This window comes from Qipengyuania sp. Mu-71, assembly GCF_036867055.1.
In the GTDB taxonomy this organism is placed as follows: domain Bacteria; phylum Pseudomonadota; class Alphaproteobacteria; order Sphingomonadales; family Sphingomonadaceae; genus Qipengyuania; species Qipengyuania profunda.
Window position 1 is genome coordinate 2,197,210 of record NZ_JBAJHR010000001.1, and the last position, 21,929, is coordinate 2,219,138.

General features: G+C 65.2%; 18 protein-coding genes and 1 riboswitch. Of the genes, 4 read left to right on the top strand and 14 right to left on the bottom strand.

Annotated features, from left to right (window positions below):
• Positions 1–46: 46 nt before the first annotated feature.
• From gcvPB to V6B15_RS10845, 9 genes are all read right to left on the bottom strand, one after another.
• Complete coding sequence (gene gcvPB, locus V6B15_RS10805) at positions 47–1,618, bottom strand: aminomethyl-transferring glycine dehydrogenase subunit GcvPB (protein WP_334201142.1); 1,572 nt, start codon at positions 1,616–1,618, stop codon at positions 47–49.
• A complete protein-coding gene (gcvPA, locus tag V6B15_RS10810) occupies positions 1,615–2,982 on the bottom strand; it encodes an aminomethyl-transferring glycine dehydrogenase subunit GcvPA (protein WP_334201143.1) in 1,368 nt (455 codons plus the stop codon). Before gcvPA ends, gcvPB begins: the two co-directional genes overlap by 4 nt.
• A gap of 35 nt (positions 2,983–3,017) precedes the next feature.
• Positions 3,018–3,389, bottom strand: a complete 372-nt coding sequence (gene gcvH / locus V6B15_RS10815; RefSeq protein WP_320180919.1) for a glycine cleavage system protein GcvH — start codon at positions 3,387–3,389, stop codon at positions 3,018–3,020.
• A 5-nt stretch (positions 3,390–3,394) separates the two neighbouring features.
• On the bottom strand, positions 3,395–4,549 hold the full coding sequence (gcvT, locus tag V6B15_RS10820; protein WP_442969023.1) for a glycine cleavage system aminomethyltransferase GcvT: 1,155 nt from the start codon (positions 4,547–4,549) through the stop codon (positions 3,395–3,397).
• A 171-nt stretch (positions 4,550–4,720) separates the two neighbouring features.
• Positions 4,721–4,817: riboswitch (glycine riboswitch) on the bottom strand.
• A gap of 57 nt (positions 4,818–4,874) precedes the next feature.
• A complete protein-coding gene (metH, locus tag V6B15_RS10825) occupies positions 4,875–7,478 on the bottom strand; it encodes a methionine synthase (protein ID WP_334201145.1) in 2,604 nt (867 codons plus the stop codon).
• Between the two features lie 3 nt (positions 7,479–7,481).
• On the bottom strand, positions 7,482–8,009 hold the full coding sequence (locus tag V6B15_RS10830; protein ID WP_334201146.1) for a GNAT family N-acetyltransferase: 528 nt from the start codon (positions 8,007–8,009) through the stop codon (positions 7,482–7,484).
• Complete coding sequence (locus tag V6B15_RS10835; protein WP_334201147.1) at positions 8,006–9,046, bottom strand: homocysteine S-methyltransferase family protein; 1,041 nt, start codon at positions 9,044–9,046, stop codon at positions 8,006–8,008. Before V6B15_RS10835 ends, V6B15_RS10830 begins: the two co-directional genes overlap by 4 nt.
• Positions 9,043–9,969, bottom strand: a complete 927-nt coding sequence (gene metF / locus V6B15_RS10840) for a methylenetetrahydrofolate reductase (protein WP_334201148.1) — start codon at positions 9,967–9,969, stop codon at positions 9,043–9,045. The genes V6B15_RS10835 and metF overlap by 4 nt, the downstream gene beginning before the upstream one ends.
• Positions 9,966–10,937, bottom strand: a complete 972-nt coding sequence (locus V6B15_RS10845; RefSeq protein WP_334201149.1) for an ArsR/SmtB family transcription factor — start codon at positions 10,935–10,937, stop codon at positions 9,966–9,968. The genes metF and V6B15_RS10845 overlap by 4 nt, the downstream gene beginning before the upstream one ends.
• A 131-nt stretch (positions 10,938–11,068) precedes the next feature.
• On the opposite strand from V6B15_RS10845, the gene V6B15_RS10850 reads away from it, so the two are divergent.
• From V6B15_RS10850 to V6B15_RS10860, 3 genes are all read left to right on the top strand, one after another.
• Complete coding sequence (locus V6B15_RS10850; RefSeq protein WP_334201150.1) at positions 11,069–13,096, top strand: glycoside hydrolase family 3 C-terminal domain-containing protein; 2,028 nt, start codon at positions 11,069–11,071, stop codon at positions 13,094–13,096.
• A 64-nt stretch (positions 13,097–13,160) separates the two neighbouring features.
• Positions 13,161–14,138 carry a GTP 3',8-cyclase MoaA gene (gene moaA, locus V6B15_RS10855; RefSeq protein WP_334201151.1) on the top strand — a complete coding sequence of 326 codons (978 nt, stop codon included), beginning with the start codon at positions 13,161–13,163 and terminating at the stop codon, positions 14,136–14,138.
• 71 nt (positions 14,139–14,209) lie between these two features.
• On the top strand, positions 14,210–15,007 hold the full coding sequence (locus V6B15_RS10860; RefSeq protein ID WP_334201152.1) for a DUF1499 domain-containing protein: 798 nt from the start codon (positions 14,210–14,212) through the stop codon (positions 15,005–15,007).
• Here the strand turns inward: V6B15_RS10860 and V6B15_RS10865 are convergent.
• The 5 genes from V6B15_RS10865 to V6B15_RS10885 are packed head-to-tail and all read right to left on the bottom strand — an operon-like array spanning position 14,997 to position 20,665.
• A complete protein-coding gene (locus V6B15_RS10865) occupies positions 14,997–15,602 on the bottom strand; it encodes a CDP-alcohol phosphatidyltransferase family protein (protein ID WP_334201153.1) in 606 nt (201 codons plus the stop codon). The two genes, V6B15_RS10860 and V6B15_RS10865, sit on opposite strands and share 11 nt — an antisense overlap.
• 19 nt (positions 15,603–15,621) lie before the next feature.
• Positions 15,622–16,905: a NupC/NupG family nucleoside CNT transporter gene (locus tag V6B15_RS10870; RefSeq protein ID WP_334201154.1), complete on the bottom strand. Its 1,284-nt coding sequence runs from the start codon at positions 16,903–16,905 to the stop codon at positions 15,622–15,624.
• A gap of 20 nt (positions 16,906–16,925) precedes the next feature.
• Positions 16,926–17,330 carry a hypothetical protein gene (locus V6B15_RS10875; RefSeq protein ID WP_334201155.1) on the bottom strand — a complete coding sequence of 135 codons (405 nt, stop codon included), beginning with the start codon at positions 17,328–17,330 and terminating at the stop codon, positions 16,926–16,928.
• Between the two features lie 54 nt (positions 17,331–17,384).
• On the bottom strand, positions 17,385–19,523 hold the full coding sequence (locus V6B15_RS10880; RefSeq protein WP_334201156.1) for an FAD-dependent oxidoreductase: 2,139 nt from the start codon (positions 19,521–19,523) through the stop codon (positions 17,385–17,387).
• Between the two features lie 44 nt (positions 19,524–19,567).
• On the bottom strand, positions 19,568–20,665 hold the full coding sequence (locus V6B15_RS10885) for an FAD-dependent oxidoreductase (RefSeq protein WP_334201157.1): 1,098 nt from the start codon (positions 20,663–20,665) through the stop codon (positions 19,568–19,570).
• 225 nt (positions 20,666–20,890) lie between these two features.
• Here V6B15_RS10885 and V6B15_RS10890 point away from each other — a divergent pair, with 225 nt between their 5' ends.
• Positions 20,891–21,913, top strand: coding sequence for a LacI family DNA-binding transcriptional regulator (locus V6B15_RS10890; protein WP_334201158.1), 1,023 nt, complete (start codon positions 20,891–20,893; stop codon positions 21,911–21,913).
• Positions 21,914–21,929 lie beyond the last annotated feature (16 nt).

The following is a 21,929-nucleotide window of genomic DNA, read 5'->3' on the forward strand; positions in this document are numbered from 1 at the left end:
CCGGCGGTTGTAGAGCAGTAACGCAATGCCGCAACCCCCGTTAGCGTCACGCCATATCGGGATCGTTCCACGCCAGCACCGGCTTGCGCGCGGCCTGCGTTTCGTCGAGCCGGCGGCGCGGCGCGTAATGCGGCGCGGTCTTGAGCGTTTCGTCACCCGCCTTGGCGCGCCCGGCTACGCTGCGCAGCGCCATGATGAACTGGTCGAGCGCCGCCTTGCTTTCGGTCTCGGTCGGTTCGACCAGCATCGCGCCGTGCACCACCAGCGGGAAGTACATGGTCATCGGGTGATAGCCCTCGTCGATCAGGGCCTTGGCCAAATCGAGCGTCGAGACGTCGTCGGCGAAGCCTTTGTCGCTGAACAGCGCTTCATGCATGCACGGCCCGCTGTGGCCGAAGGGTGCATCGAGCACGTCTTCGAGGCTGCGCAGGATGTAATTGGCATTGAGCACGGCGTCTTCGGACACTTGCTTGAGACCATCGGCACCGTGGCTGAGGATATAGGCCAGCGCGCGGGTGAACATGCCCATCTGGCCGTGGAACGCGGTCATCCGGCCGAAGGCCTTGGTGTGGTCGAATTCGCCAGCGTTCTCTTCCTCGACCAGGTGGACCGTGCCATCCTTGGTCCGCGCGGTGAACGGCAGCGGGCCATAGGGGCAGAGCGCTTCGGACAGCACGACCGGGCCCGAACCCGGGCCGCCGCCGCCATGCGGGGTGGAGAAGGTCTTGTGCAGGTTGATATGCATCGCGTCGACGCCGAGGTCGCCAGGGCGCACCTTCCCGACGATGGCGTTGAAATTCGCTCCGTCGCAATAGACGAAGCCGCCGGCCTCGTGGACCGCGTCGGAAATCGCCTTCATGTCGCGTTCGAACAGGCCGCAGGTGTTGGGATTGGTGATCATCACCCCCGCGACATCGGGGCCGAGACGCGCCTTCAGCGCTTCGAGATCGACCCTTCCGTCCGAATTGGCGGGGATATCCTCGACCCGGTAGCCGGCGAAAGCCGCGGTGGCGGGGTTGGTGCCATGCGCGCTTTCGGGGACGAGGATGACCTCGCGCGCATCGCCGCGGGCTTCGAGCGCGGCGCGGATGCACAGGATGCCGCACAATTCGCCATGCGCTCCGGCCTTGGGGCTCATAGCGACGCCGTGCATGCCGGTCAGATCGATCAGCCAATGCGCCAATTCGTTGATCACTTCGAGTGCGCCGCGCACCGTATCGACCGGCTGCAGCGGATGAACATCGGCGAAGCCAGGCATGCGGGCGATCTTCTCGTTGAGCCGCGGATTGTGCTTCATCGTGCACGAGCCGAGCGGGAACAGCCCGAGGTCGATCGCATAATTCTGGCGGCTCAGGCGCGTGTAGTGGCGCACGGTTTCGGGTTCGGACAGGCCCGGCAGGCCGATCGGATCCTTGCGATCGAACCCACCGAGGCGATTGGCGCCCGCTTGCGGTTCGGGCAGGTCCACCCCGGTGGTTTCGACATGGCCGATCTCGAACAGCAGCGGTTCCTCGAGCATCAGCGCGCGGTTGCCGGTGGCGGTGTCGGGGCCGCTCATCGCATTGTGTCCTTCGACGGGGGTGCCGGGCTTCCAGCCCGATGCGTTGCGCGCGTTCATGCCAGCACCTCCTCAAGGGCGGAGGCGAGCGTTTCCACGTCCTCCTCGGTCGTGGTTTCGGTCACCGCGACGAGCAGCCCGTTGGACAGCGCATCATGGCCCGGGAACAGCCGCGCGAGCGAGACGCCCGCGAGGATATCCTGCTGCGTCAGCTCGCGCACGATGCTGCGCGCATCGCCGTCGAGCAGCAGCGTGAATTCGTTGAAGAACGCGTCGTTGAGCAGCTTCACGCCGGGCACCTTGGTCAGCCGGTCGGCGGCAAAGCAGGCAAGGCGGTGGTTCTCCATCGCCAGCCGACGCAGCCCCTTCTCGCCGAGCAGTGTCATATGGACATTGAATGCCAGCGCGCAGAGCCCCGAATTGGTGCAGATGTTCGAGGTCGCCTTCTCGCGGCGGATATGCTGTTCGCGCGTCGACAGCGTCAGCACGAAACCGCGCTTGCCCTCGGCATCGGCGGTCTCGCCGCACAGGCGGCCCGGCATCTGCCGGACGTGCTTTTCATCGCGCACGGCGAACAGGCCGAGATAGGGGCCGCCGAACTGCAGGCCGACGCCGATCGACTGGCCTTCGCCCACCACGATGTCCGCACCCAGTTCACCGGGTGATGCAATCGCGCCGAGCGCCACGGGTTCGGTGTTGACCGCGATCAGCAGCGCGCCCTGGTCATGCGCGGCCTCGGCGATTTTCGCGAGGTCGGGCAGGCGGCCAAGGATATCGGGATATTGCACCACGACGCAGCTGGTGTCCCCGTCGATCCGCGCAATCAGCCCGTCGTCGTCGGGCCTGGCGGTCAGGCTGGGCGGCGCACCGGCGATCTCGTCATCGGTGAACTTGGCCATCGTCCGCACCACTTCGGCATAATGCGGGTGCAGCGCGCCCGAGAGCACGACCTTGCGCTTCTTGCCTCGCGCCACACGGCCCGCCATCGCCACCGCTTCCCAGCACGCGGTCGAGCCGTCGTACATCGAGGCATTGGCCACCGCGCAGCCATAGAGCCGCGCGACCTGCGTCTGGAATTCGAACAGCATCTGCAGCGTGCCCTGCGCGATTTCAGGCTGGTAGGGCGTATAGGCGGTCAGGAACTCGCCGCGCTGGATGATGTGGTCGACGCTGGCCGGGATATGGTGCTTGTACGCCCCTGCCCCGAGGAAGAACGCCGCATCGGCTGCGGCGAGGTTCTTCTTGCTCAGCCGCCGCATATGCTTTTCGACCGCCATTTCGCTGGCGTGTATCGACAGGCCTTCGATCGGGCCGGAAAGCCGCGCTGCCTCGGGCACATCGGCAAACAGCGCATCGATATCGGGCGCGCCGATTGTCTCGAGCATGGCCGAACGGTCGGTATCGGTCAGGGGTAGGTAGCGCATCGTGGTTCCTTCACGCCCCGCGGGGCATCAGCGGATCAAAGCCCGTCGCAGAAGCTCTTGTAGGCGGCCAGGTCCATCAGACCGTCGAACTCCGACTTGTCGCCGATGGTCATCTTGAAGAACCAGCCGTCTTCTTCCGGGGCGGTGTTGACCAGCGCGGGGTCGTCTTCGAGCGCGTCGTTGGTTTCCATGATCTCGCCGCTGATCGGCGCGTAGACATCGCTCGCCGCCTTGACGCTTTCGACCACGGCGGCATCCTTGCCCTTCTCGATCACGCTGCCGACATCGGGCAGTTCGACAAAGACGATGTCGCCCAGCTGGCCTTGCGCGTAATCGGTGATCCCGACGGTGGCGGTGTCGCCCTCGACGTCGATCCATTCATGTTCATCGGTAAAATAGCGGGCCATTTCGATCATTTCCCTCTGTGGTAGCGATGGGGGACGAAGGGGAGCGAGGCGACCGTGGCAGGCAGCCTTTTCTTCCGCACCTCGACTTCGAGTTCGGTGCCTTCGGCGGCAAGCGCGGTATCGACATAGCCCATGGCGATGGGCCGTTCGAGCGTGGGCGAAAAGCCGCCGCTGGTGATGCGGCCGACCTGCGTGTCACCCGAATAGACGAGCGCGCCTTCGCGGGCGGGCATCCGGCCGTCGATGGCGAGGCCGACGCGCTTTTGGGCGGGTCCCTCGGTAAACGCCTTCATCACGGGTTCGTGACCCATCCAGCCGCCTTCCTCGCGGCGGCGCTTGGTCAGCGCAAAGCCGAGATCGGCGGAGACGGGATCGGTTTCGGTGGTGATGTCGTGGCCGTAGAGCGGCAGGCCCGCTTCGAGCCGCAAGCTGTCGCGTGCGCCCAGACCGATCGGGCGCACTTCGATTTCGGCGCACAGGCGGTCGGCAAGGCTTTCGGCGAATTCGGCCGGGACCGAGATTTCGAACCCGTCCTCGCCGGTATAGCCCGAACGCGTGATCCGCAGCGGCCATTCGCCGAAGTCGTGGACCACGCTTTCCATGAACACCATGTCGTCGATGACGTTGCGCATCACGCGGTTGAGCGCGGTCGCGGCATTGGGCCCCTGCAGCGCGATCAGCGCGTGTTCGTCCATGTGGGTGAGCGTGACATCGTCATCGAGATGTTCGCGCAGATGGGCGATGTCGTCCCATTTCATCGCGCCGTTGACCACGAGGTAATAGGCCGGTTCGCCCCAGCGTCCCTCGGTGCCCGCTTCCTCGTCGCCTTCGATCCACGGCGTGGCATTGGTCACCATGAGATCGTCGAGGATGCCGCCGTCTTCGCCGATCAACAGCGAATAGCGCACCTTGCCCGGCTCGAGCGATGCGATCGCCCCAGGGAGCAGCTTTTCGAGTTCCGCGGCGGCCTTGTCGCCGGTGACCATGAGCTGGCCCATATGGCTGACATCGAACAGGCCTGCCTGGGTGCGGGTCCAGCCATGCTCGATCACGATGCCTTCGTACTGGATCGGCATATGGTAACCCGCAAAGGGTACCATCCGCGCGCCCTTGCGGCGATGCCACGCATCGAGCGGCAGCGTTTCGGTTTCGGCGATCATGTCTTCGGTGTCGTCGCTCAAGTCCCGTCCCTCACAAGCATGGGGCGCGCCCTCGCGGTGCGCCGAAAACCATGCCCCCTCTGTCGGGAAACCTGAGAGACTGGCGCACATATGGGTGCGCTTACCCCTTCGGTGGCCACGCGCAGGCGCATGGCGCTTTCCAGAGTGCCGATGGAGCGCACGGTCCGTTTAGCCTGAGAGTTTCCGGGGCGGTTGCTCCTTCGGCGCCAGATGGACGTCGCCATCCGGGCTCTCCCGTGCGCGCCTGCTGCAGAATCGCTTCTGCCGCCGACCTGTGCTGCACTGCGATATTACCGCAGCGCGGTCAATCCAGGTTTGGCCGCAACCAGCGTTCCGCCGTGGCGATATCCACATTGCGGCGGGCGGCATAGTCTTCCAGCTGGTCGCGCCCGACGCGGGCCACGCCGAAATATTGCGCTTCGGGGTGGCCGAAATAGAACCCGCTGACCGCGGCGGTGGGATACATGGCGAAGTTCTCGGTCAGGCTGATGCCGGTATTCGCCTCGGCATCGAGCAGTTCGAACAGGATCGGCTTGAGGCTGTGATCGGGACAGGCGGGATAGCCCGGCGCGGGACGGATACCGCGATATTGCTCCTTGATCAGCGCTTCATTGGTCAGCTGTTCCTGCGGGGCATAGCCCCACAGATCGGTGCGCGCATGCTGGTGCAGCCGCTCGGCAAAAGCCTCGGCGAACCGGTCCGCCAGCGCCTTGAGCAGGATGTCGGAATAATCGTCCTTGTCGGCGAGGAAGCGTTTCGAATGCTCCTCGATCCCGTGGATGCCGACCGCGAAGCCGCCCAGCCAGTCCCCCGCCGGATCGATGAAATCGGCGAGGCACATATTGGCGCGGTCGCGCGATTTCTTCACCTGCTGGCGCAGGAAGGGCAGCGTCACATGCCGCTCTTCCTCGGCCAGGTGCAGCGTGACATCGTCGCCATCGCGCGCGCAGGGCCAGAAACCCGCGACCCCACGCGGGGTGAACCATTTCTCGGTCACGATCCGGTCGAGCATCGCCTCGGCATCGGCCTTGAGGCTGCGCGCGCTTTCGCCGACCACCGGATCATCGAGAATCTTGGGATAGGTGCCGTGCAATTCCCACGCGCGGAAGAACGGCGTCCAGTCGATATAGCTGCGCAGTTCGGCAAGGTCCCAATCATCGAACACATGCACGCCCGGGTGCAGCGGAGGGGCGGCCTTGTCGGACAGGAACGCGTCGTAGAAATTCGCCCGCGCATCGGCGAGGCTGAGCAATTCGCTTTGCCCCTTGCCCGCACGCGTATCGCGGACATGGGTATAGTCGGCGGCGGTCGTATCGACGAATTCATCGCGCTGCGTGTCGGACAGCAGCCGGCTGACCACGCCGACCGCGCGGCTGGCGTCGAGCACGTGGATGACCGGCCCGGGATAGGCGGGATCGATGCGCAGCGCGGTGTGCACCTTGCTGGTGGTCGCCCCGCCGATCAGCAGCGGCATGGTCATCTCGGCGGTCTTCATTTCCTCGGCGACGGTGACCATTTCGTCGAGCGAAGGGGTGATGAGACCCGACAGGCCGATCATGTCGGCATCGTGTTCCTTCGCCGCGGCAAGAATCTGCGACCAGGGCACCATCACGCCCAGATCGATCACTTCATAGCCATTACACTGCAACACCACGCCGACGATGTTCTTGCCGATGTCGTGCACATCGCCCTTCACCGTCGCCATGATGATGATGCCCTTGGCGCGCGCGCCTTCTTCCTTCCCCGCTTCGATGAAGGGGATCAGATGCGCGACCGCCTTTTTCATGACGCGCGCCGATTTGACCACTTGCGGCAGGAACATCTTGCCGCTGCCGAACAGGTCGCCGACGACATTCATGCCGTCCATCAGCGGGCCTTCGATCACTTCGATCGGACGGTCGAACCGCTGGCGCGCCTCTTCGGTGTCGGCCACCACATGCGCGTCGATGCCTTTGACCAGCGCGTGTTCGAGCCGGCGTTCGACCGGCCAGCCGCGCCATTCCTCGGCGGCCTTTTCCTCGGCCGCGGTCTTGCCCTTGTAGCTTTCGGCAAGGTCGATCAGCCGCTCGGTCGCATCCGGGCGGCGCATGAGGATCACATCCTCGCACGCCTCGCGCAGGACAGGGTCGATCTGGTCGTAGACGTCGAGCTGGCCCGCATTGACGATCGCCATGTCGAGCCCGGCGGGGATCGCATGGTAGAGGAAGACCGAATGCATGGCGCGGCGCACGGTCTCGTTACCGCGGAAGCTGAAGCTCAGATTGGACAGCCCGCCGCTGGTGCGCACATGCGGGAGCTGCGCCTTGATCTCGGCCAGCGCCTCGATAACGTCGAGCCCGTAGCGGTCATGCTCCTCGATGCCCGTTGCGACCGCAAAGATGTTGGGATCGAAGATGATGTCCTCGGGCGGGAAGCCAATCCCGGTGAGCAGGTCGTAGGCGCGCGCGCAGATGGCGACCTTGCGCTCCTTGGTGTCCGCCTGCCCGGTCTCGTCGAACGCCATGACGACCACCGCCGCACCATAGTCCATGCATTTGCGGGCCTGGTCGAGGAACTGCGCCTCGCCCTCTTTCATGCTGATCGAATTGACGATCGGCTTGCCCGAAACGCATTTGAGCCCGGCCTCGATCACGTCCCATTTGGAACTGTCGATCATCACCGGCACGCGCGCGATGTCGGGTTCGGCGGCGATCAGCTTGAGGAAGGTGGTCATCGCATGCTCGGCATCGAGCAGGCCCTCGTCCATATTGACGTCGATCACCTGCGCACCGTTTTCGACCTGCTGGCGCGCGACTTCGACCGCGGTATCGTAATCGTCCGCCATGATCAGTTTCTTGAACCGCGCAGATCCGGTCACATTGGTGCGTTCGCCGATATTGACGAAGCGTGCGGTGGATTGGTCGGTCATTGCTCAGTCCCGGTCGAGTTCGCGTGCGAGCACGACATCATCGTAAAGTGTGCCGCCGACGTCGAAGCGGCGCGTCGCGATCTTCCTGAAACCCTGTTTGGTATAGAAGGCGATGGCGCGGCGATTGTCGTCCTTTACGCCGAGCAGCAGACGCTGATGCCCCCGCGCACCGGCCTTGGCCGCATCGAACAGGTCGCGCGCGATGCCGCTGCCGTGGAACCGCGACAGCAGGTAGATTTTCTTGAGCTCGATATCGCCATCGCGCGAGGCATCGAGTTCGGGCCGGTTGAGCAGGGCGTAGCCGACAGGGGCATCGTCGACTTCCGCCAGCCAGGCCCGCGCGCCTGCGTCCAGGAGCCGGGCGAGATAGGCGGGTGCATGCTGCGTCTCGCAATGCGCCACCAGCGCGTCGCCCGCGATCATTCCGGCGAAGGTTTCGAGGAAGGTGGCGTTGGCGATCAACGACAGCCGCCCGGCGTCAGCGACGCCTGCGGTGCGGATGACCGCGCGGTTCGCAAGCGAATCGCTCATGCCGCCACCGTAAACGGCTCGAGCCCCGCGAGGCGCATGTCGGGCTTCGTGCTCGGCGGGATACGCGGTGCCAGCCCTTCGACCGCTGCGGCCATCGCGGCGATATGCGCCGGGGTCGAGCCACAGCAGCCGCCCAGCGCATTGATGCGGCCGTTCTCCGCCCAGACCCGGGTCAGCGCCGCGGTGGTTTCGGGCAGCTCGTCATATTCGCCCAGATCATTGGGCAGGCCGGCATTGGGATAGGCCATCAGATAGGTATCGGCGATATCGGACAGCAGCTGGACATGCGGGCGCAGCTGTTCGGCGCCGAAGCTGCAATTGAGTCCGATGGTCAGCGGCTTGGCATGCCGCACCGTGTACCAGAACGCCTCGACCGTATGGCCCGACAGATTGCGCCCCGACAAGTCGGTCAGCGTCAGCGAGATCATCAACGGGAGATCGCGGCCAAGCTCGCGCTCGAGCTGTTTCACCGCCATGATTGCGGCCTTGCAATTGAGCGTGTCGAACACGGTTTCGATAAGGATGAAATCGGCCCCGCCCTCGACCAGCGCGCGGCACTGGTCGACATAGACCGCGACGATTTCGTCGAAGGTAACCTCGCGAAAGCCCGGGTCCTCGACATCGGGCGACAGCGACAGCGTCTTGTTGGTCGGCCCCACCGCCCCCGCAACAAAGCGCGGTACGCCATCGGTGCGCGCGTCGATCGCCTCGCGGATGATGCGCGCTGCGGCGACGTTGATCTCATGGACCAGGTCCTCCGCCCCATAATCCGCCTGGCTGATCCGGTTGGCGTTGAAGGTGTTGGTGGCGAGGATATGCGCGCCTGCATCGATATAGCTGTCGCAGATCGCCCGGATCACCTGCGGCTGGGTCAGGTTGACGAGGTCGTTATTGCCCTTCTGGTCCTGCTCCAGTGCGGTGCCCGCAGCATAGTCTTCAGGCCTTAGCCCGGCCTGCTGGATCGCGGTGCCATAGGGGCCGTCCTTGATCAGGATCCGCTGCGCCGCGGCAGCCTCGAATTGCTCGCGCTTGGTCATGGCTTCGCTTTCGGACGCAGGCCGAGCATGTGACAGATCGCATAACTCAGCTCGGCGCGGTTGAGAGTGTAGAAATGGAACTGGCGCACCCCGCCCGCATAGAGGCGGCGGCACATTTCGGCGGCGATGGTCGCGCTGACCAGCTGGCGTGCGGCGGGCTGGTCGTCGAGCCCTTCGAACAGCCCTTCCATCCAGTGCGGGATCGCGGTGCCGCAAAGCCCGGACATCCGCTGGACCGCGGCGAAGCTCATCACCGGCATGATCCCGGGCACGATCTCGCCCTCGATCCCGGCGGCGGCGGCCTTGTCGCGGAACTCGAAGAAGCATTGCGGATCGAAGAAGAACTGCGTGATCGCGCGGGTCGCGCCGGCATCGAACTTGGCCTTGAGATTGGCGATGTCGGCCTGCGCATCGGGGGAATCGGGATGAACCTCGGGATAGGCGGCGACCGAAATCTCGAAATCGGCGATCTGCTTCAGTCCGGCGATCAGCTCGACCGCATTGGCATAGCCGCCCGGATGCGGCGTGTAGCGCGATTGGCCGTCGGGCGCGTCGCCGCGCAGCGCGACGATATGGCGGATGCCTTCCTCCCAATAGTGCCGCGCGACCGCATCGACCTGTTCGCGCGTTGCATCGACGCAGGTCAGATGCGCAGCGGCAGGGATATGGGCTTCGTTCTGGATCCGCACGACCTGCTCATGCGTGCGTTCGCGCGTCGAGCCGCCTGCCCCATAAGTGACGCTGGCGAAGCGCGGCCCGAGCGGGGCGAGCGTTTCGACGCTGTGCCACAGCGTTTCATTCATCTTGTCGTTCTTGGGCGGGAAGAATTCGAAGCTCACCTCGACATCGCCGGGCAGGCCGGAGAACAGCGGGGCGTCGAGCGCGCGCTGGGCTTCGCGCATCTGGTCCATCGTCGGGCTCATGATGCAGCCTTCCTGTTTGCGGCGCGCCGCTGCGCAATCCAGATCTTCACCACCAGTTCTCCATCCTCCAGCGCCATCGGGGCCGCTGGCTCGAACCCTGCTTCGTCGAGCAGGCTGGCCATCTGGCCATCTTCGAAGCCCAGCCGGGCATGCGCATGGCGATCGCGCAATTCCTCGCGCTGATGCGCGGCGAAATCGACGATCGCGATCCGTCCTTCGGGGCGCGCCACACGCGCCGCCTCGGCCAGCGCCGCGCCGGGGTTCTGCGCGAAATGCAGGACCTGATGGAACAGCACCGTGTCGAAACTTTCCGCGGCAAACGAAAGCGAAGCGAAATCGCCCTGCACCAGTTCGACCCGTTCGGTCGGCAGATGCTGCAATTTGGCGCGCGCCACCCGCAGCATCGCAAGGCTCTTGTCGAGCGCCACGATCCGCTCGGCGCGTTCGGCGAAAAGTTCGGCCATACGCCCTGTGCCGGTCCCGATATCGAGCAAGCGTCCGAGCGACCTCGTGCCCAGAGCTTTGCCCAGCGCTGCCTCCACCGCCTCGTCAGAGGAATGCAGGCGGCGCAGTTCGTCCCAATCGTGCGCGTGGTCGGAGAAATACACCTGCGCTTCGCTTTCGCGATGCTGGCGGATCGCTGCAAGCTTGCGGCGGTCCTGCTCGCATTGCTCGGCAAATGGCGCGTCGGTCGCTTCGGCTTCGACCAGCAGATCGGCGACTGCCGCGCATAGCGGCGGCGCCTCGCTGGCATTCGCGCAAGCGCGCAGGAAGACCCAGCTGCCTTCGCGGCGGCGCTCGGCCAGGCCCGCATCGCACAGGATGCCGATATGCCGCGATACGCGCGGCTGGCTCTGCCCCAGCACCTGCGCCACTTCGCCCACGGCCAGTTCCATCGAACCCAGCAGGCGCATGATCCTGAGACGGGTAGGGTCGGCCAAGGCCCGGAAGAGAGTATCGGTGCGCATTGCAGGATGGATATAAAGATATTTTTATATCTGTAAATCACCTCCCTCCACAAGCGGCTGACGGCGTGACCCGCAAGGCGAAGAACCTACCAAAACAAGATGTTTACCTATTTGTGGGACACGGACCTGCCATGGCACGCCGCCCCACCGATTACGCCGCCGAACGCGAGCGTTTCGTCGAAGACCTGCTCGCCATCATGTCGGTGGAGGAGAAGGTCGGGCAATTGGCGCTCGAACGCGCGCCCGATCCAGCCGATACCGATGCAATCGATCGCGTGCGCGACCAGCTCCGCCAGGGCCAGTTGAGCGGTCTCGTGGGTCCCGGCTCGCCCGCCGAGTTTGCTACTCTCCAGAGTATGGCCATCGAAGAAACCCGCTTGGGCATTCCCCTGCTCTACGCCGCCACCCCCGGTCGCGGCGAAGCGGTCATCATGCCCAGCCCCTTCGCGCTGGCCGCAAGCTGGGCACCCGAGGTGGTCGAGCGCGCCGCGCGCATCGTCGCCGCCGAGGCGCGGGATAGAGGCAAGAACTGGCTGCTCGGGCCCTCCGTCGCACTGAGCACATCGCATACCGACAAGGATCTTTCCGCGAGCTGGGGCGCATCGGGGCTGCTGGCCCGGTGCCTGGCATCGGCCACCGTGCGCGGGCTGCAGTTTGAGGATCAGGACGGCGGCAGCATGCTCGCCTGCCTGCGCGTGGATAACCCCTCGTGGACGGGTCGCCGCGGCGCGCACTTGCCCGCAGACCAGCTGCGCCTGGTTGCAGGTGTGCTGCGCGAATCGCCCCCGGCCAGTATCGCGCTTGGCCGGATTGCCTCTTCGCTCGACAACGGCGACCAGTCGACCAGTGCGACCTTTGCCATTGGTGGGCCTGGCGGTTTCGAAGGGATCGACCTCGCCGAATGGACGGAAATCGCCAAGGCGGCGGGACAGTATCTGACCGGCGCACCCTATGCGGACATCTCTGTCGCCGCAGTGGTGGCAGCGGTTGCAGACGGGCGCGTGACGCCGCTCCAGCTCGACGATGCCGTGCGCAAGGTGCTGGGCGCGAAATACGACCTTGGCCTGTTCCGCAGCGCGGGACCGGAAGAAACCGAAACGCCGAAGCGGTCGGCGGCGGGAGCGCGAACCGTTGCGCTCGATGCCGCGCGCCACGCGATCATCCTGCTTCGCAACGACCCTGCGCTGCTTCCGCTGAGCATCGATTCGGGCGAAATCCTCGTCGTCGGCCAAGCTGCCGGCGACCGGTCGCTGCCCACCGGCGGATTGCCGCAGGAAGGGGCGAGCCTGATCGACGGGTTCGACACCCGTGAACTGGCGCACAATTTCGTACCCGGGCTGGCCTTGCGCCGGGATCAGGCAGGATCGTCATCGGGTGATCTGATCGATGCGGACCATATGGCGATCGGCATGGCCAGCGAAGCCGCCCGCCGCGCGGGGACGGTCATTGTCACGCTCGGCGAAACCAGCACACTGACCGCAGCGCAGCAGACGCTGCTCGAGGCGCTCTATGCGGTCAACCGGAGCATCGTGCTGATCACGCTCGGAGCGCGTCCGCTCGATCCCGATATCAGCGGCGCGAAACTGCCCTGCATTATCCACGCGGGTCAGCTGGGCAGTATGTCGGGCCATGCCATCACCGATGTCCTCACCGGCGAATTCGCGCCCTGCGGCCGCCTGCCGATACCGCTGGTCGACCGCGGGCGGGTGGGCCTGACCTTCGGGCACGGGCTCAATTATTCCGAATTCGGGCTCGGCCAGACCACGACCGAACTGGGGCACGACCGGCTCATTGTGAGTACCGTTCTGCACAATGTCGGGGGCCATGAGGGCACTGAAACCGTCCAGCTTTACCTGCGCCGCCCCGGCGGACGCGGGCAGGAGCGGACCGAACTGGCCGATTTCCAGCGGGTCTCGCTCGGAGGCGGGGAAACCCGCCAGATACTGTTCGAAGTCGGCGGCAACCAGCTTGGCCGGTTCGAACGCGACGGACGCTTCGTGATCGATCCGGGCACTTATGAAGTCTCGGTCGGGCTGAGCGAAGACCGCGCCCACGCGATCGAGATCGCAGTTCCGCAAGCGGTCGCCGACGCGATGGGCAAGGCGCGCGCCTCCGAACCGCTGCCGGCCCTGTTCGGCAAACTGCGCAGCGTCGGTTAGCAGCCTTCCCCAAAGCGCCAAGAATTCCGTTTCGGCTTCGTCCGCCAGCGTGTAGGGCACCGCCATGCGCGACGCTTTCGGCCGCCAGATCGACTATATTCGCCTGTCGGTGACCGACCGCTGCAATCTGCGCTGCACCTATTGCATGGCGGAAGACATGCAGTTCCTCCCCCGCCGCGACCTGCTGACATTCGAGGAAATCGAGGCGCTCGCGCGGCATCTGGTCGCGCGCGGCGTCCGCCGGATCAGGCTGACCGGCGGCGAACCCCTGGTGCGCAAGGGCATCATGGATCTGGTCGGCAGGCTGGCGCGGCTGCGCGGGGACGGCCTCGAGGAACTCACTCTCACCACCAATGGCTCCCGCCTGCCCGAAATGGCGCAGGATTTGTATGATGCGGGCGTGCGGCGGATCAATGTCAGCCTGGACACGCTCGACCGTGAACGCTTCGCCCAGCTGACGCGGCGTGATGAGTTCGACCGGGTTATCAGCGGGATCGAGGCGGCCCGCGCGGCAGGCCTCGCGATCCGCATCAATGCCGTGGCGATGCGCGGCCTCAACGATGACGAACTGCCCGCGCTGCTCGGCTGGTGCAGCGAGCGCGGGTTGGACCTTGGCCTGATCGAGGCGATGCCGCTGGGCGAAGTGTCGCTCGACCGGCAATCGACGCATTTGCGGCTCGACGACGTCCGCGCCGAGATCGAACGCAGCTTCACGCTCGTCCCCTCGCTCCACCGCACGGGCGGACCGGCACGTTATTTCGATGTCGCGGAGACCGGCACCCGGCTCGGCCTCATTACGCCGCTGAGCGACAATTTCTGCGCGGGCTGCAATCGCATCAGGATCGGCGCGACGGGGACGGTCTATGGCTGCCTCGGGCACGACCAGAAGGTCGAACTGCGCGATATCATCCGCGCCGGCGGCGAACAGGCGCTCGACGCGGCGCTCGACCGGCTGCTCGCGGGCAAGCCGCTGCGCCATGCCTTCGACGTCGAGCAGCGCGAACCCGCGCTCGCCCGCCATATGAGCGTGACCGGCGGCTAGGTGAGGCCCGCGGTCCGGGCCCCAGCGAATCCCGCGTAGGCAAGATCGCTTCGCCGCGTTAGGAACCCTGCATGACACGATCGCCCTGGTATAGCCGCCTCGCCCTTGCCCTAGCGCTTCTGCTGCCGGTCTATTTCGCGGTTGCCGCGCTGGGCACCAAGTTCGGGCTGTGGAGCTGGCAGACGGGGCTGCTGACGATGACGATCAAGGCGGGGCCCATCCTGCTGGGCATCGTCGCACTGGTGGCGTTGGTGGCACTGGTCGCCACGCTGCTGCGCAAACCGCGCCGCGGCTGGCTGCTTGCGTTGATCGCGCTGCTTGTGCCGCTCGGGATTTTTGCTGCGCTGGGCTATGTTCGCGGTCAGGCCGCGGATATTCCGCCGATCCACGACATCGCCACCGATGTCGCCAATCCTCCGGCCTTCTCGCAAGCGGCAGTCGATCGCCGCAATGCGAGCGGTGCCAATCCGCTCAACGACTACACCACCCCGCTCGGCGAACTGGATATGTGGGCGCAAACCGAAGCGCCGCTCGCGAACCAGTCACATGCACAGGTCATCACGCAAGCCTATCCCGATCTCGTATCGCTGCCCATCGGCACGGCCGACCGCGCGGCAGCTGTCGCGGCCGTGGCGGAGGCAATGGAGGAGCTGGGCTTCGTGGATGTCACGGCCGATGCTGCAGCCGGGCGCGTCGAAGGTGTCGCGGAGACTTTTTGGTTCGGCTTCAAGGACGACATGGTGGTGCGCATTGCCGATGGCGAGATCGATTTCCGTTCGGTCTCGCGCGTCGGGATGAGCGACCTGGGCGCCAATGCGGCGCGGATCGCGAAATTGCGCGACGCGGTCGCCGCGCGCCTCAATCCCTGAAGTGCATCACCGCCAGCGCGCTACGCTGGAACACGGTCAACACGCAGAGTGCGGCATAGCCATAGGCAATCGGCACGAACCATGCCGGGAACAGCGCGAAGGCGATGAACACCGCGATCGTTTCCGCGCCTTCGGCAAGTCCGGTGGAATAAAAGAAGCTCTTGCGGCCATGCGCGCGGGTTTCTTCGCCGCGCTCAGCCGCGACAACCGCAAAGGCCAGGAAGCTCACCCCGGTCAGCACGAACGCAGCGACCAGCACCAAGGCGGCTTGCGTGTTGGCGGGATCGAGAAACCCAAAGGCCAGCGGGACCGACACGTAGAAGGCGAAATCTGCCACGATATCGAAATAGCCGCCCAGCGCAGTGGGGCCATTGGCGCGCGCGACGGCGCCGTCGAGCCCATCGAGCAACCGGTTGGCGATGATCAGCGCCAATCCGATTGCAAGCTGGCCAAAAGCGATCGCACCTGCGCCCGCCAGCCCGAGAACGAGACCGGTAAAGGTTAGCATGTTTGCCGTCACGCCGCCCGTTGCCAGCGCACGTCCGATGCGATTCAGCGGCGGGTCGATCAGCGGGCGCAGCCTGGCGTCGAACATCGGTCGGCCTCCTTCCAGCTCATGCCCAGGTGATCAGCCCGATCCAGGCACCGGTCATCGCCGTCGCCATATTCCCCGCGATCCAGCTGCGGACGCCCAGTCCCGCCACTTCGCCGCGCCGCTCGGGGCATAACGTGCCGATCGTCGAAACCAGCAGCCCGATGCTGGCGAGATTGGCGACGCCGCACAGCGCATAGGTCACGATGAGCAGGCTGCGCGGAGCGAAGGTGCCGCCCGGCAAAGCGGCGAGTTCGAGATAAGCGACATATTCGTTGAGGATCGCCTTGGTGCCCATCAGGCTACCCGCGGCCTGTGCCTCGCCCCACGGCACGCCGATCAGCCACATCAGCGGGGCGAACAGCCACCCGAACCCGCGCTTGAGCGTCAGCGGATCGCCGTCGACCAGCGGCAAGAGCGCGAGCACTTGGTCGGCCAGCGAAACCAGCGCGAAAACCACGATGATCACCGCGATCACCGCCAGGAACAGCTGCATCCCGTCCATCGTCCCCTTGATGATCGCATCGATGCTGGATTCGTAGCGCAACCCGGGCGCCTTGAGCGCGGCCTCACCCTCGTTCTCACCGTCGACCGCAGCCTCACCCGGCACCATCAGCTTCGCGATCAGCAGTGCTGCTGGAAGCGAGATGAGCGAGGCCGAGATCATATGCCCCACCGCATCGGGCACGGTGCGCGAGAGCGTGGTGGCATAAAGGATCAGGATCGCCCCGCTGATCGTCGCCATCGCGAGCACCATCACCTGGAACAGGTCTGCGCGGCTCATCCGGGCGAAATAGGCGCGCACTACCAGCGGGCTTTCGACCACGCCGAGAAACATGTTCGCACCGCCCGATAGACCGACGACGCCGCTGACCCGAAGCGTTCGACGCAGGAGGAAGGACAGGCCATTCACCAGCCAGCGCAAGACGCCCCAGTGCCACAGCAAGGCGGCAAGCGCGGAGAAGACGATCACCAGCGGCAGGATCTGAAAGGCGATCACCACCGGGGCGGCTACGCCTTCCTTGAGCGCGAAAGGCAGCGGGGCACCGCCGAGATAACCGAACATGTAGGACGAGCCGTCGAGCGTCGCGCGCTCGATCGCAGCCACGACCTCATTGGCGAGCGTGACCACATCCCAGACGATCGGCACACGCACGATCAGCAGCGCGAGGAACGCCTGCAAGGCAACCGCGCCTGCGATCCACCCCCATGACGGGCGGCCGCGGCGGTCTTCGGACAGACCCCAGGCAAGCAGGATCAGCAAGGCGATGCCGATCAGGCCGCGAAACTGGTCGAAAATCTCCACTGCCGCCCCTCGCTGGCCGTTCAGCCCTTTCGCTTGACCAGGCTGTCCAGCGCCAGCGTGTCATGTTCGCGAAACGCGATCAGCGCAAGCGCGGCGCCCGCCACGGTGATCGACGGGAAGAACAGCAGGTTTGCGTCCTCGGGGCTGGCGAACAAATACCGTCCGAAGGGATCGAGAAAGTGGCGCCAGATCGGGAAGGCGCCGCCAACGAGGATAATGGCAGCGCCGACCAGCGCCACGCGCCGGAACAGGCCGAGGACGACCAGTGCGCCTATCACCACCTCTGCGCTGGCGAAGGCGAGCTGAATATTGCTCGCCGCGCCGACCCCGCCGTAATACTTCTCTGCAAGCTTGGTGCCCATGCCGTCGCCGAACAGCCTGACGCTGCCCCACAGGACCAGCAGCATGCCGGTTCCGACACGCATGATGAGCAGGGATATCTTGCCGAGCATGGTATTCTCCAGTCCGCTTGGACGCGCTCAACCGCGGCGCCAATTGTGATATTTCTCGACCAGCGCGAGCAGCGTCTCGGGCTTGTGCGCCTTCTTCCATTCGCCCGCAGCGAATTTGTTCGCCTCCGCCATGGTCGGATAGGAATGGATCGTGCCGAGGATCTTGTTGAGCCCCAGTCCGTGCTTCATTGCGAGCACATATTCGGCCAGCAACTCGCCCGCATGCGCGCCGACGATGGTCGCACCGAGGATGGTGTCCTTGCCGGGCGGGGTGAGCACTTTGACGAAACCGCGCGTTTCGCTTTCTGCAATGGCGCGGTCGAGATCGTCGAGATCGTAGCGGGTGACTTCATAAGCGATGCCCTGCTTTTCCGCCTCGGTCTCGTTGATGCCGACCCGCGCGATCTCCGGATCGAGGAAGGTGACCGCGGGGATGACGCGGTAGTCCACCTTGAACCGCTTGAACTGACCGAACAGCGCGTTGACGCTGGCAAACCAAGCCTGATGGCTGGCCGTATGCGTGAACTGGAACGGACCCGCCACATCGCCAGCGGCGTAGATATTGGGAAACTTGGTTGCGAGGAATTCGTCGGTGACCACCGTTTTGGCCGTGTCGATGCCAATGTCTTCAAGACCGTAGCCGGTAAGCCGGGCGGCGCGCCCCACGGCAACGATCAGGCAGTCGAAATCGATACCGACTTGCGCCCCCTTGTGGTCGGCAAAAAGGGTCCCGTCCGCGACCCTGATCGCCCGGTGATCGGTCAGTACAGACACGCCCGACGCCTCCAGCGAGATCTTCGCGGCGGCGGACACCTCGGGATCTTCGCGGCCCAGCACCCGGTCCGCCATTTCGACCTGTGTCACGCTTGATCCCAGCCGGGACAGCGCCTGTGACAGCTCGCAGCCGATCGGCCCACCGCCCAGCACTGCGATGCGGGCAGGCACGCGGTCCATCTGCGCGAAGGCATCCCACATGGTGTCGCTGGTCAGATACCCGCTTCCCTCCAGCCCCGCGATCTGGGGGACGAAGGGTTCTGCGCCCGCGGCAATCACGATGGCGCGCGTGGTCAGGCGCTGCGTCGCGCCATCCTTGCGCGCGATCTCGACCGTCCAGGGATCAACCACCTTGGCGTAGCCTTCGACCACATCGACCCCGAGACCGGTATAACGTTCGACACTGTCATGCGGCTCGATCGTCTTGATCGCACCCATCACCCTGGCGATGGTTTGCCGGAACGGAACCTCGGGTTCGGACGGCTCGAGGCCATACCGATCCGCATGGCGCATCTGTTCGGCGACCTTGGCGCTCTTGATTAGAGCCTTGGAGGGCACGCAGCCGGTGTTGAGACAGTCGCCCCCCATCCTGTTCGCTTCGACCAGCGTCACCTTGGCCTTGACTGTCGCGGCGATCAACGAGGACACAAGGCCGGCCGACCCGGCGCCGATCACCACCAGATTGCGATCGAAGCTCTTCGGCCTGGCAAAGCCGGCATAGACCTTGCGGCGCTTGATCCAGCCGATGATCGCCTTGGCAATCCAGGGGGCGATACCGAGCAGGGCGAAGGAGGCCAGCACTGCAGGCGAAGCGATGCCTGCAAGGCTGTCGATCTGTGCCAGCTGCGTGCCGGCATTTACATAAACGATCGTGCCCAGCAGCATGCCTACCTGGCTCACCCAGGCGTAAGTGCGAGCTCTGATCCGCGTCAGCCCCATAACCAGATTGACGACGAAGAACGGAAACAGCGGGATCATGCGGATGGTGAAGAGATAGAATGCGCCGTCGCGTTCGAGCCCCTGGTTCACCGTCTTGAGCCGCGCGCCGAAACGCTGTTCGATCGTATCGCGCAGGACATAGCGCGAAGCGAGAAAGGCCAGCACCGCGCCCAATGTCGAGGCGAAGGAGACCACGATAGTGCCGATCACGACCCCGAACAGCGCGCCTGCCGCCAGCGTCATCACCGCTGCACCGGGCAAGGAGGCCGCGGTCACTGCGACATAGGTCAGGAAGAACAGCGCAATGACCTGCAGCGGATTGCGCTCGTAATAGGTGCCGATCTCGCCAGCGACCTGCTTGATGCCGTCGACGGTAAGATAGTCGCCTAGCCCGAAGAAGAAGTAGGCCGCGACCAACACGGCAAGGGCCAGAATGATGAGAATCTTTTTCATGTGTTCTTTCTGTCGCTCGCCTGTTCGTCGCGTGGGCGAGCGGGTTACACCGGATCGGTCGATTTGGCGAAAGATGTCACCCAGCGCCGGTCGATCCAGCGCTTCAACGCGGCTGCCCAGCGCCCCTGCACAGCAACCGGGCCATAGCTTGCAATCGCTTTTCCCGATCCGGTCGAGAGAAGATAAAGGCTGGCGGGCCGGGGGCGGTAGCTGCGCAGTCGCCCCGTACCGGCGACGAGGCAGCGCAAATTGGCAGCGAGGACCGGGCCCGTATGGACGGCATGGACGCCCGAATGCGGCACCCGGCGGTCCTGTCTCGCCGCGACATCGCCCGCCGCAAGGATATGGGGATGCGACAGCGAGCGCTGATAGCGGTCGACTGCGATAAACCCGTCGTCGTCGACTGCGAGCCCGCCCTCTTTCGGCCATCGCGGGGCCGCCGCGCCCAGCGAGGCGACAATGAGGTCGACCGGCTCAATGCTGCGCCCCCCCGCGGTGAGCGCACCGGCCTCGATCCGCGCATCCTCTTCGATCGAAAGGATATCCTGCCGCGCCAGTTCACGCCGCACCAGTACGGTGGTCCGGCGTCCGAGATTATCAAGCAGGCCAGCCCGCCCGGCTACCAGCGTGATACGCGCGTTCCCACTGGCGAAACGCCGGCGCAGGGCGAAGGCCAGTTCCACCCCGCCCGCACCGCCGCCAGCCACCACTATGTGCTTGGGTATATCGCGCGCGGTGCTCTGCCACTCGGTCAACCGCGCAAGGAAGCTGCCGATCGGCCGGACCTCGACGATCCGCGGATCCATGCCGAGAACAGTCTTGGCTCGCCCCACGCCGCCGACATCGATCGAACAGATGTCAAAACCGACCGATTGGCCATTGCCCGTGGTGATCGTCCGCTGCTCCGGATCGATCGCGGCGCAGCGGTCGAGGATCAGTTCGGCCCCCGCCTGCCTGGTAAGCGCCACGAGATCGATGCGTCCGTGCTCGCCATCATATTCGCCTGCAACCGTTCCCGGGATCATACCCGAATAGCGCGTGTAGCGATGCGGCGAAATCAATGTTGTGCGCGCCTCGGGAGCGCAGCGGCGCACCCAATCGGCCAACACCCCGAGATGCGCATGCCCGCCACCGATGAGCATGAGTTTGGGTCCGGCCGTCCGCATCCTCTCCGTGGGTGTGGCTCACGGCTATAGAAGTCAATCGGATTGGGAACCAGCGAGCGGAACTCCCGGCGGGCCCGTCAGGTTCTGCGCGCGGCGGAGGCGCGTCACCGACCGGAAGAAGTGGTTTTCTGGGGTTTGACTACAAGACACCGCCGGAGCCCGCCGTTGACAACGCAAGACAATCGGGCCACGGAATTGCCGATGGCCCGCGGAGCAAAGCGATCGACGATCGTCGATGTCGCCAAATTGGCGGAAGTGTCGCCGAAAAGCGTATCGCGCGTTTTCAACGACGAACCGCATATCACGCCCGCGCTGCGCAAGAAGGTGCTGCGCGCGGCCAAGGAACTCAACTACCACCCCAATGTGATGGCGCAGGGCCTCGTGCGCCAGCAATCCTATCTGATCGGACTCGTCTATGAAAAGCCGAGCCCCAGCTATGTCGTCGAATTGCAGCGCGGCGCGCTCGAGCGGCTGCATGGGGAGCGGTATCGGCTGATCGTGCTGCCGGTCGAATCCGTCGCCGACCATCCGCAGGACGTTGTCCGCACCATCCGCTCCGCCGCGCTGGACGGCGTCATCCTCGCGCCGCCCGCGTCCGACCATGCCGAGGTTCTCGACGGGCTCACGCAGGCGCGCATTCCGTTCGCCCGAATCACCCCGCAGTCGCATGAAGGCGTGGGGCTCGCGACGACGATGGACGATATTGCCGCGGCCCGCGAGATTGCGGATCATGTGCTGGGCTACGGCCATCGCCGGATCGCGATCATCAAGGGCGATCCCGACCACCCGGTAAGCGCACAGCGGCTGATCGCCTATCGCGCGGCCTTCGATGCAGCGGGCGTGGACTACCTGCCCGAGCTCATCGAAACGGGCGACTGGAGTTTTGAATCGGGCTACGAGGCGACCAAGCGGATCCTCTCGCGCAAGCTGCGCCCAACCGCCATTCTGGCCGAGAATGACGATATGGCGGTCGGCGCGATGTCGGCCGCGCGCGAGCTGGGGTTCGATGTCCCCGCCGATCTCAGCGTGGTCGGCTTCGATGATTCCGAGATTGCCCGCGTCGTGTGGCCGCGGCTGACGACGGTGCGGCAGCCGGTCGTCGAAATGGCGCATACCGCTGCGGACATGCTGCTGCGCCTGCTGGCGGGCGAGGACCCGGGCCCCACCGTCATCCATACCCACCGGCTGATCGAACGGCTGACCGTCGGTCCGCCGCCGGCTTAGACGCGATCACAGTGCC

Excerpts from the sequence above, each read along its gene's own strand:
- V6B15_RS10860 (WP_334201152.1), top strand. The coding sequence starts at position 14,210 with ATGACACGATCGCCCTGGTATAGCCGCCTCGCCCTTGCCCTAGCGCTT.
- V6B15_RS10890 (WP_334201158.1), top strand. The coding sequence starts at position 20,891 with ATGGCCCGCGGAGCAAAGCGATCGACGATCGTCGATGTCGCCAAATTG.
- metF (WP_334201148.1), bottom strand. The coding sequence starts at position 9,969 with ATGAGCCCGACGATGGACCAGATGCGCGAAGCCCAGCGCGCGCTCGAC.
- gcvPB (WP_334201142.1), bottom strand. The coding sequence starts at position 1,618 with ATGAACGCGCGCAACGCATCGGGCTGGAAGCCCGGCACCCCCGTCGAA.
- gcvPA (WP_334201143.1), bottom strand. The coding sequence starts at position 2,982 with ATGCGCTACCTACCCCTGACCGATACCGACCGTTCGGCCATGCTCGAG.
- V6B15_RS10875 (WP_334201155.1), bottom strand. The coding sequence starts at position 17,330 with ATGCGTGTCGGAACCGGCATGCTGCTGGTCCTGTGGGGCAGCGTCAGG.
- V6B15_RS10885 (WP_334201157.1), bottom strand. The coding sequence starts at position 20,665 with ATGCTCATCGGTGGCGGGCATGCGCATCTCGGGGTGTTGGCCGATTGG.
- gcvT (WP_442969023.1), bottom strand. The coding sequence starts at position 4,549 with ATGATCGCCGAAACCGAAACGCTGCCGCTCGATGCGTGGCATCGCCGC.
- V6B15_RS10865 (WP_334201153.1), bottom strand. The coding sequence starts at position 15,602 with ATGTTCGACGCCAGGCTGCGCCCGCTGATCGACCCGCCGCTGAATCGC.
- V6B15_RS10850 (WP_334201150.1), top strand. The coding sequence starts at position 11,069 with ATGGCACGCCGCCCCACCGATTACGCCGCCGAACGCGAGCGTTTCGTC.
- V6B15_RS10880 (WP_334201156.1), bottom strand. The coding sequence starts at position 19,523 with ATGAAAAAGATTCTCATCATTCTGGCCCTTGCCGTGTTGGTCGCGGCC.
- V6B15_RS10835 (WP_334201147.1), bottom strand. The coding sequence starts at position 9,046 with ATGACCAAGCGCGAGCAATTCGAGGCTGCCGCGGCGCAGCGGATCCTG.
- V6B15_RS10830 (WP_334201146.1), bottom strand. The coding sequence starts at position 8,009 with ATGAGCGATTCGCTTGCGAACCGCGCGGTCATCCGCACCGCAGGCGTC.
- gcvH (WP_320180919.1), bottom strand. The coding sequence starts at position 3,389 with ATGGCCCGCTATTTTACCGATGAACATGAATGGATCGACGTCGAGGGC.
- metH (WP_334201145.1), bottom strand. The coding sequence starts at position 7,478 with ATGACCGACCAATCCACCGCACGCTTCGTCAATATCGGCGAACGCACC.
- V6B15_RS10845 (WP_334201149.1), bottom strand. The coding sequence starts at position 10,937 with ATGCGCACCGATACTCTCTTCCGGGCCTTGGCCGACCCTACCCGTCTC.
- moaA (WP_334201151.1), top strand. The coding sequence starts at position 13,161 with ATGCGCGACGCTTTCGGCCGCCAGATCGACTATATTCGCCTGTCGGTG.